This is a genomic window from Streptomyces sp. NPDC058459, from assembly GCF_042721685.1.
Taxonomy (GTDB): Bacteria; Actinomycetota; Actinomycetes; order Streptomycetales; family Streptomycetaceae; genus Streptomyces.
In genome coordinates this window covers 1-9,483 of the sequence record NZ_JBHXLV010000242.1, presented here as the reverse complement: position 1 = coordinate 9,483, position 9,483 = coordinate 1, and the positions used below count along the sequence as shown (strand labels likewise).

9 protein-coding genes are annotated in these 9,483 nt (G+C 73.2%); 5 read left to right on the top strand and 4 right to left on the bottom strand.

Translation table 11 applies throughout. The features are described from left to right. Positions 1-162: 162 nt before the first annotated feature. Entirely contained in the window at positions 163-1,761 is a 1,599-nt protein-coding gene (abc-f, locus tag ACFWN1_RS29100; protein WP_384368313.1) for a ribosomal protection-like ABC-F family protein, read from the bottom strand. A 235-nt stretch (positions 1,762-1,996) separates the two neighbouring features. On the opposite strand from abc-f, the gene ACFWN1_RS29095 reads away from it, so the two are divergent. Beyond that, positions 1,997-2,887 (top strand): neutral zinc metallopeptidase, encoded by an 891-nt coding sequence (locus tag ACFWN1_RS29095; RefSeq protein ID WP_384368310.1) that lies wholly within the window; start codon positions 1,997-1,999, stop codon positions 2,885-2,887. Positions 2,888-2,970: 83 nt separating this feature from the next. Continuing rightward, complete coding sequence (locus tag ACFWN1_RS29090; RefSeq protein ID WP_384368308.1) at positions 2,971-3,390, top strand: VOC family protein; 420 nt, start codon at positions 2,971-2,973, stop codon at positions 3,388-3,390. 25 nt (positions 3,391-3,415) lie between these two features. On the opposite strand, the gene ACFWN1_RS29085 is transcribed toward ACFWN1_RS29090, so the two are convergent. The 3 genes from ACFWN1_RS29085 to ACFWN1_RS29075 all read right to left on the bottom strand — a co-directional run bounded on the left by ACFWN1_RS29085 (position 3,416) and on the right by ACFWN1_RS29075 (position 6,785). After that, positions 3,416-4,819, bottom strand: coding sequence for a hypothetical protein (locus tag ACFWN1_RS29085; protein ID WP_384368305.1), 1,404 nt, complete (start codon positions 4,817-4,819; stop codon positions 3,416-3,418). 109 nt (positions 4,820-4,928) lie between these two features. Continuing rightward, the gene (locus ACFWN1_RS29080; protein WP_384368302.1) at positions 4,929-6,050 is read right to left on the bottom strand and encodes an alpha/beta hydrolase; all 1,122 of its coding nucleotides are present in this window, start codon (positions 6,048-6,050) and stop codon (positions 4,929-4,931) included. A gap of 69 nt (positions 6,051-6,119) precedes the next feature. Further along, entirely contained in the window at positions 6,120-6,785 is a 666-nt protein-coding gene (locus ACFWN1_RS29075) for a class II aldolase/adducin family protein (RefSeq protein WP_384368300.1), read from the bottom strand. Positions 6,786-6,993: 208 nt separating this feature from the next. On the opposite strand from ACFWN1_RS29075, the gene ACFWN1_RS29070 reads away from it, so the two are divergent. The 3 genes from ACFWN1_RS29070 (at position 6,994) to ACFWN1_RS29060 (ending at position 9,460) form a co-directional block, all read left to right on the top strand. Then, positions 6,994-7,761: a lysozyme gene (locus ACFWN1_RS29070; protein WP_384368297.1), complete on the top strand. Its 768-nt coding sequence runs from the start codon at positions 6,994-6,996 to the stop codon at positions 7,759-7,761. A 184-nt stretch (positions 7,762-7,945) separates the two neighbouring features. Continuing rightward, positions 7,946-9,211, top strand: coding sequence for an anion permease (locus ACFWN1_RS29065; protein ID WP_384368294.1), 1,266 nt, complete (start codon positions 7,946-7,948; stop codon positions 9,209-9,211). 27 nt (positions 9,212-9,238) lie between these two features. Beyond that, positions 9,239-9,460, top strand: a complete 222-nt coding sequence (locus ACFWN1_RS29060) for a hypothetical protein (RefSeq protein ID WP_030815516.1) — start codon at positions 9,239-9,241, stop codon at positions 9,458-9,460. The last annotated feature ends 23 nt before the right edge of the window (positions 9,461-9,483 follow it).

Genomic DNA, 9,483 nt, shown 5'->3' with positions numbered 1-9,483 from the left:
CCCCGGTACCGCTCGGGTACCGGGGGACCGGCCGGGAAATCCGTGTAGGACACACCTCGGTATGAGGAGATCTCACTCAGATGGGGGATCACCGCTGGGCCGAATGATCCGGTCGGGGTGGATCACGAGGCCCCGGGCGGGCCGGGGAGGGGTCCTACGGGGTCAGGCGAGAGCGACCAGATCGGCGTAGTCGGAGCCCCAAAGGTCCTCCACGCCGTCGGGGAGCAGGATGATCCGCTCCGGCTGGAGCGCCTCGACGGCGCCCTCGTCGTGGGTGACGAGGACGACGGCGCCCTTGTAGGTGCGCAGCGCGCCGAGGATCTCCTCGCGGCTGGCGGGGTCGAGGTTGTTGGTCGGCTCGTCCAGCAGCAGCACGTTGGCCGAGGAGACGACCAGGGTGGCGAGCGCCAGTCGGGTCTTCTCGCCGCCGGAGAGGACCCCGGCCGGCTTGTCCACGTCGTCGCCGGAGAACAGGAAGGAGCCGAGCGTCTTGCGGACCTCGACCAGGTCCAGGTCCGGGGCGGCCGAGCGCATGTTCTCCAGAACTGTGCGCTCGGGGTCCAGGGTCTCGTGCTCCTGGGCGTAGTAGCCGAGCTTGAGGCCGTGACCGGGGACGACCTCGCCGGTGTCGGGCTGCTCGGCTCCGCCGAGGAGGCGCAGCAGGGTGGTCTTGCCGGCGCCGTTGAGGCCGAGGATGACGACGCGCGAGCCCTTGTCGATGGCCAGGTCGACGTCGGTGAAGATCTCCAGCGAGCCGTACGACTTCGACAGGCCCTCTGCCATCAGCGGGGTCTTGCCGCAGGGGGCGGGCTCGGGGAAGCGGAGCTTGGCGACCTTGTCGGACTGGCGGACCGCTTCGAGGCCGGCGAGCAGCTTGTCGGCGCGCTTGGCCATGTTCTGCGCGGCCACCGTCTTGGTGGCCTTGGCGCGCATCTTGTCGGCCTGCGAGTTGAGCGCGGCGGCCTTCTTCTCGGCGTTCTGCCGCTCGCGCTTGCGGCGCTTCTCGTCGGCCTCGCGCTGCTGCTGGTAGAGCTTCCAGCCCATGTTGTAGACATCGATCTGGGCGCGGTTGGCGTCCAGGTAGAACACCTTGTTGACGACCGTCTCGACCAGGTCGACGTCGTGGGAGATCACGATGAAGCCGCCGCGGTAGGTCTTGAGGTAGTCCCGCAGCCAGGCGATCGAGTCGGCGTCGAGGTGGTTGGTGGGCTCGTCGAGCAGCAGGGTGTCGGCGTCCGAGAACAGGATGCGGGCCAGCTCGATACGGCGGCGCTGACCACCGGAGAGGGTGTGCAGCGGCTGGCCGAGGGCGCGGTCGGGCAGGTTGAGGGCGGCGGCGATGGTCGCGGCCTCGGCCTCGGCGGAGTACCCGCCCTTGGTGAGGAACTCGGTCTCCTGGCGCTCGTACTGGCGCATGGCCTTCTCGCGGGTGGCGCCGGAGCCGTTGGCGATCCGCTGCTCGTTCTCGCGCATCTTGCGGATCAGGACGTCGAGGCCGCGGGCGGAGAGGACGCGGTCGCGGCCGAGGACGTCGAGGTCGCCGGTGCGGGGGTCCTGCGGGAGGTAGCCGACCTCGCCGGAGCGGGTGATGGTGCCGGCGGCCGGGATGCCGTCACCGGCGAGGCACTTGGTGAGGGTGGTCTTGCCGGCGCCGTTGCGGCCTACGAGGCCGATGCGGTCGCCCTTGGCGACCCGGAAGGTGGCGTTCTCGATGAGGACGCGCGCACCGGCGCGCAGCTCGATACCGGAGGCGGAGATCACGGACATACTCCTGGGCGTACGTGGTTGACGGGTGGGTGGCTGTCGAGGGCGTTCCCGCCGTCTAATGCGCGAGGAGAATGGCCATGGGGCCAGTCTAACGGGGGCGGGCAAGCCCTTTTCCTGACTCGGGCGGCGGGGTGCGGGGCGTCTCGGGGTAGGGGTGGCGCAGGGGGCGCACACGACAGGCGTGGCGGTCCGGGCAGCAATGCCAGAAGGTGACGGAGGGTGACGGACTGTGCAGTTCGACGACGACGCGAATCTGGACACCTCCGAGGTGCGGGACGTGCGCGGGAGCCGGCTGCCGGGCGGCCGGGCGACGATCGGCGGCGGTGTGGTGGGGCTGGTCGGGCTGCTGCTGGCGCTGTTCCTGGGCGTCGGCCCGGACCAGCTCGGGCTGTCCTCGGGCGGCGACGACCCGGCGGCCCGGCCCTCCTCGGTGAGCGAGGTGCAGCAGTCCTGCCGGACCGGCCGGGACGCGAACACCCGGGAGGACTGCCGGGCGGTCGCGGTGGTCAACAGCGTGCAGGACTACTGGTCGCAGGAGTTCCGGCAGCGGGGGAAGCGGTACACCCCGGCTCAGACGTACGTGTTCAGCGGGCAGATCCGTACCGCCTGCGGGGCGGCGACGGCGGCGGTCGGGCCGTTCTACTGCCCCGGTGACAAGCGGGTCTATCTGGACCTGGGCTTCTTCGAAGAGCTGCGCACGAAGTTCGGGGCGAGCGGGGGTCCGTTCGCGCAGGCGTATGTCATCGCGCACGAGTACGGCCACCACGTGCAGGATCTGATGGGCACGCTGGGCCGCAGCCAGGACGGACAGACCGGCGAGAACAGCAACTCGGTGCGGGTGGAACTGCAGGCGGACTGCTACGCCGGGGTCTGGGCGCACCACGCGACCACGACGCCGGACGAGTCGACGGGGCGGCCGCTGATCACCAGCCTGACCCCGGCGGACATCAAGGACGGGCTGAACGCGGCGGCGGCGGTGGGCGACGACCGCATCCAGAAGGAGTTCCAGGGGAAGGTCACCCCGGAGACCTGGACCCACGGCTCCTCGCTCAAGCGCCAGCAGTGGTTCGACCAGGGGTACCGGACGGGCGACCCGGACCGGTGCGACACGTTCGGCTGAGGCGTTGTCAGTGGTCACTGCCAGACTGTCAGGACTTGAGGTGACGAAGCGGGACAGACCCGTTCACGAGGGGAGTGACCGGCATGGCGGACACGAGTGGGCGCCCGAGCATGTACCCGACGCTGCTGTACGCGGACGCGCGGGCGGCCATCGCGCAGCTGACCGGGGCGCTGGGCTTCACCGAGCTGGCGGTGTACGAGTCGGAGGACGGCACGGTGCTGCACGCCGAGCTGACCCAGGGGAACGGGGCGGTGATGCTGGGGTCCGAGGGGCGCGGCGGTGCCTTCGCCGAGGCGATGCGCGGCGCGGGCCCGGCGGGGACGTACGTGGTCCTGGCCGACGCGGCCGACGTGGACGCCCATCACCGGCGCGCGGTGGAGCACGGTGTGGAGATCCTGATGCCCCCGACGGACCAGGACCACGGCTCGCGGGACTACATGGCGCGCGACGCCGAGGGCAACATATGGAGCTTCGGTACGTACGCCCCCGCGATCGCTCCCTGAGCGGCGGGGGCGCCGCGGCGGCCGCTCAGCCTCCGGTGTGGACCTGGAAGGCGGCCCGGCGTACGGCCTTGGCGAGGGCGGGGTCGGGGTGGGCGGCGGCGAGCGCGACCAGCACCTGCACGGTGCGGGGGTGCCCGACGGCCCGGACCTCCTCCAGCAGGGCGGGGACGGTGGGCTGCACCGCCGCCTCCAGGTGCCGGACGAGCATCTCGGTCTCGCCGTGGTCGGCGACGGCGGCGGCGGTGTCGACCCACAGCCAGGTGGCCTCCTCGCGGGTGAGGACCTCGTGGGCGTCCTCCGGGTCGATTCCGTCGTACTCGGCGAGCCACAGCAGGGCGTAGGGGCGCAGCGCGGGCTCCCCGACGACGGCGCGCACCTCGTGCTCGGCGGGGGCGCCGACCACGCGGAGCGCCTCGAAGGCGAGGCCGCGCAGCAGCGCGTCGTCACCGCGGGCGGCGGCCAGGAGCTGGCCGACGGCGCCACCGACCGTGCGGGCGGCGAGCCAGGCCCGGTATTCGGCGCGGGCGGCGTTGGGGCGGAGCTGGGCGCAGCCGCGGAGCATGTCCTCGGCGGACTGCTCGATGTTGCCGGCGGGGCTCTGCGCGGCGACGCAGATCTGCTCCAGCTTGACCCAGACCGCCCAGCTGCCGAGGGGGGTGAGGGTGGCGTGGCCGTCGCCGTGGGTGAGGGCGCCGACGGCGGCGAGCGCTTCGACGGCCCAGTCGAGGAGGGGCGCGAGGGGGACGTCCGGGGCGGGGGCGGTGAGGACGGGGGCCTCGTCGGCGCCGGGAGGGTAGGTGACCTCGCAGCGCTCGGTGCGCAGTTCGGTGACCCGCTGCTGGAGCAGGTCGAGCAACTGCTCCGCCGGGACGGGCCCTGCGGAGAGCTGGAGGAAGGAGAGGACCTGGGGCATCGCCGAGACGACCTCGGCCACGGTGGCCGGTTCCTGGCCGCGCGGCTCGGGGCAGGCCAGCGACCAGGCGTCGAAGAGGGCGACCCAGCCGCGCAGCACGGCGCTGTCGTCCCGGTCCCAGGCGCGCAGGCGCCAGCCGGGGCGGGCGCTGTCGCCGTGCACCTCGACGAGTCCGGAGAGGCGGGCGGTGTCCCAGTCGGCGCGGAGCTGCTCGGTGGTGAGGCCGAGGTCGGCGGCGGCGCGGTCGGCGGTCGCTTCGGAGAGGGTTGCCTTGCCGTCCGCCGTGGCGCTTTCGCTGCCGGGCCCCAGGGCGAGGTCGGCCCACCGGGCCACGCGGACCGCCCCGGCGAGGACGGTCCGGGCGAGTCTCGCCAGTTCGGCGGGGGCCGGGGTCCCCTCGGGCGGCCTGGGCGCGGCGCGGCGCGTGCGGCGCTGGTTCACAGCTCTGGGGGCGGCGGCCAGGGGTCGCGGTCGGACGATTCGGAGCCTGGAGTCGCGCGGGATACGGGACGTCACGGGTGCAGTCTTCCGGTTGACGGTCCGAAAACCCAAACGGGATGTCACAGCGGGCGACACAGAGGGCCAGAACCGGGGGCCCCGGCCGGGGTCCGACGGGCCGGAGCCGCTACAGCAGCGGGGTCAGGAAGCGGCGCAGCAGATCCTCGTAGGCCGTGGGGTCCGTGTTCCACATGGCGGAGTGGGGGGCCTCGGGGACGGGGTGGAGGGAGATCAGGCCGGGCTGGCGGGCGGCCAGGCGGCGGGAGTCGGCCCAGGGGGCGATCGTGTCGTCGGGGCCGTGGATGATCAGAGTGGGGACCGCCAGGGGTTCCACGCCCGGAGCCTCGCGGGCGGGGCGCGTGGCGGCGCGGCCCTGGGCGGCGCGTACCGCCAGCGGCAGCAGGGGGCCGGGGACATGGCGGGCGTGGGCCAGGGCGCGCAGGGTGGTCTCCCAGCTGAGGACCGGCGAGTCGAGGATCAGCCCGGCGACGCGGTCCCGTGCGGAGGACTGTTCGGCGGCGCGCAGGGCCATCGTGGCACCGGTGGACCAGCCGAGGAGGACGACCCGGCGGGCGCCGTACCGGACCGCGTAGCGGATCGCCGCGTCCACGTCCCGCCACTCGGTCTCGCCGAGGTGGCTGAGGCCGTCCGGGGAGCGCGGGGCGCCGAGGTCGCCCCGGTAGGCGAGGGCGAGTACGGGCAGCCCCAGCGCGTGGAGTATCCCCATGACGTTGAGGGTCAGCTCGCGGGTGGTGCCCAGGCCGTGCACGGCGATCACCCAGGTGTCCCGGGAAGCGGGCACGAACCACGCGGGCAGCGGGCCGAGTTCGCCGGGAATGTCGATGTCGGCGTGGTCGAGACCGAGGGCGGAGCAGGGGTCGCCGACGTAGGCGTTGGGGGTGAGCCAGGCGGAGTCGCCGGAGGCGAAGGTTCCGTGGGTGACGCGTTCGAGGGCGCGTACGACCGTGTCCGCGCTCGGTTCGGCCCCCTCCAGCACCGCTCCGACGACGGCGTGGGAGCCGTCGCCCGCGAGGCCGTGGACACCGGGGCGGCGGGAGGCGAGATCGCGGGTGAGGGTGATCCGGGCGCCCTCCACGCCGTGCACGGTGAGCCGGGGTTCGGTGGGCAGTGGGCGGCCGGGCGGCAGCTTCAGCGCGGCGCCGCTGGCCAGTCTGCCGACGGCCACGGACGCGGCGCCGGCGGCCAGCACGGCACCGATCGCGGTAGCGGCTGTGTGGACTTTGCGCACGGGTCCAGTGTCGGGGCCCGGTCCGGTACCGGCCAGTGGAGCACCCCCGCGCCCCCGGTCAGCGATGGCTCACCGCTGGCCGTATCCCCGCAGCCGCTCTCCCGCCTCGGTCAGTTCCGCCTCCGTCAGCAGGGCCGGCGCCAGGCCCGGCACGGAGGACGCCGTGAGCCAGACCCGGCACATCCACTCCAGCTGGGCGGTGCGGTCGTAGGCGGCGTCCAGGGTGTCCCCGTAGGTGACCGTGCCGTGGTTGCGCAGCAGGCAGCCGGAACGGTCCTCCAGGGCGCGCAGCAGGTGGGCGGCCAGTTCGGGGGTGCCGTAGGCGGCGTAGGGGGCCACCCGTACGGGGCCGCCGAGCGCGCAGGTCATGTAGTGGATGGCGGGCAGCTCGGTGACGAGGGTGGAGACGGCCGTGGCGTGCACGGCGTGGGTGTGCACGACGGCGCGGGCGTGGGTGGTGCGGTAGACCGCGAGGTGCATGGGGAGTTCGCTGGTCGGCACCAGTGACCCGAGCACCTGGCGGCCGGAGAGGTCGACGCCGGTGATGTCGGACGGGGTGAGCCGGTCGTAGGGCACGCCCGAAGGGGTGACCAGGACGGTGTCGCCGGCCCGCGCGGAGACGTTGCCGGAGGTGCCGACGACCAGGCCGTCGGCGACGGTCCGCCGGGCGGTGGCCACCAGCTCCGCCCAGGCCCGCACCTCGTCGCCGTCCGCGTCCCGCCGCTGTTCCGCCATACGCCGATCCTGCCAGCCGGCGGCCGGGCGCGTGCCCGCTTCGCGCGCCGCACTCGCCTCCGAACGAGCGAAAGCAACCGGAAACGCCAGAAATAGTCATACTTCCGCCCCTTCCCCGGCTTTCACTGATCCCTATCGCTCCCTCTTGTTCCCTCTCGCTCCCTCTCCTCCCTCTTGCCCGCTGGACCACATCTCGCCGGGGGACCGCATGGCCCGTGACCGATCGTCAACCCGTCGCCGCGCCGGCATGCTCGCGGCGGCCCTCTCGGCGCTCACCCTCACCGGAGCCCTCTCCGGCGCCCACGCCCCGGTGACCGCGACGCCCGAGCCGCGCGGGGCCCGGCCGAGGGGGCACGACGTGTCCTCCCACCAGCGGCGCGTCGACTGGTACACGGCCCGCGCCGAGGGCGCCCGGTTCGTGTACGTGAAGGCGACCGAGTCCACGGCCTACCGCAACCCCTACTTCGCCGGCCAGTACGACGGCGCGCGCCGGGCCGGACTGATCCGGGGCGCCTACCACTTCGCCCTGCCGAACCGTTCCTCCGGTGCCGCGCAGGCCGCGTACTTCGTCCGGCACGGCGGTGACTGGCAGCCGGACGGGGTGACGCTGCCGCCCGCGCTCGACATCGAGTACAACCCGTACGACAAGCACCACAGGTGCTACGGGCTGAGCCGGGGGCGGATGGTGCGCTGGATCAGGTCCTTCAGTGACGAGGTCCGCCGGGAGAGCGGCCGCCGCCCGGTCATCTACACCACCGCCAGCTGGTGGGCCGCCTGCACCGGCGACAGCCGTGCCTTCTCCGGCGACCACGCCCTGTGGATCGCCGACCACGGCTCGTCCGGCCCCGGCAGGCTGCCGGGCGGCTGGCGGTACTGGACGTTCTGGCAGCACGGCACCAGGGGGCGGCTGCCGGGTGACCAGGATCTCTTCGACGGCTCCGCCGCCCGGCTGCGGGCCTTCGCGCGCGGGTACTGAACGGGCCCCGCACGGGCCCCGCAAGCCCCTGGAAGCGGCCCGGAGGCGCCCAGAAGCCACCCGGTCGCCACCCGGAACCGGAGATCCCGCTTCCGGCGCCAAGGCGCCCGTCCTAGTTCACCTTCCGTTCACCCAGGTTGCCTACGTTCATCCTGCCAATGACTTCGAACGATTGCCTGGGTAAATGGAAAGCTTCTCGCTGATCCTCGCGATAGTGGTGATAACCGCACTCGCGTTCGATTTCACGAACGGTTTCCACGACACCGCCAACGCGATGGCCACCACCATCTCGACCGGCGCTCTCAAGCCCAAGGTCGCGGTGGCCATGTCCGCCGCGCTCAACCTGGTGGGCGCTTTCCTCTCGGTGGAGGTCGCCAACACGATCTCCAAGGGTCTCGTCGACGAGACCGGCATCCGTCCCGAGGTCATCTTCGCGGCTCTGACCGGCGCGATCCTCTGGAACCTGCTGACCTGGCTGGTGGGCCTGCCCTCAAGCTCCTCGCACGCCCTGATGGGCGGCCTCGTCGGTGCCACCGTCGCCTCGGCGGGCTTCGGCGCCGTCCACGGCGACATGCTCGTCACCAAGGTGCTGCTCCCGGCGGTCGCGGCGCCGATCGTGGCGGGTCTCGCCACGATGCTCGCCACCCGCCTCTCCTACGGCATCGGCCGCGACGGCGACAGCGCCGCCACCCGCAAGGGCTACCGCGGGGGCCAGATCGCCTCGGCCGGCCTGGTCTCCCTGGCGCACGGCACCAACGACGCGCAGAAGACCATGGGCATCATCACCCTCGCGCTGATCGCGGGCGGCGCGCTGGCGCCCGGTTCCAACCCTCCCACCTGGGTGATCCTCTCCGCCGGCCTGGCCATCGCGCTCGGCACCTACATCGGCGGCTGGCGCATCATCCGCACCATGGGCAAGGGCCTGACCGACCTGGAGCCCCGCCAGGGCTTCGCCGCGCAGACCAGCGCCGCGACCGCGATCCTCGCCTCCTCGCACCTCGGCTTCTCCCTCTCCACCACCCATGTCGTCTCCGGCTCGGTGCTGGGCGCGGGCCTCGGCCGCAAGGGCGGTGTGGTCCGCTGGTCCACGGCGACCCGGATGTTCGCCGCCTGGGCGCTGACCCTGCCGGCCGCCGCGCTGGTCGGCGCGGGCGCCGAGGCCGTGACCGGCCTGGGCGACTGGGGCACCGCGCTCGTCGCGCTCTTCCTGGTCGGCTCCAGCCTCGCCATCTGGAAGATCTCCCGCCGGGAGGTCATCGACCACACCCACGTCGCCGCCGGGGAGTACACCGAGCCGGCCGGTGTGGTGACCACCGCGATGGCCGTGGTCACCCCGCCCCCCGTGGGCATCGTCACGGACGACCTGACGGCCACCATCCCGGCCGCCGCCGCCGAGTCCCGTACGACCGGGCACACCCCCGCCACCACCGCGCCGTCCGCCCGGGTCTGACCACCCGGCAACTGGAGGAACATCCCGATGAAGATCGACTGGGCGGCCCTCGGCTCCGTCTTCGGCGTCAGCCTCGTGGTCACGGTGGCCCTGGTGGGCCTGTTCACCCTCGGCGTCAGCGGCCTGGCCCGCCGCGAGCGGGCGGTGGCCACCGGCGGCTCGGCCCCGCTGGCGGTCACCGGTGCGTACGCCTGCTTCGCCGCCTGCGCGGCGGCGGTGGCGTACGGCTTCTACCTGATCGTCGCCTAGCACCCGCACCCCGGTGAGGCCCC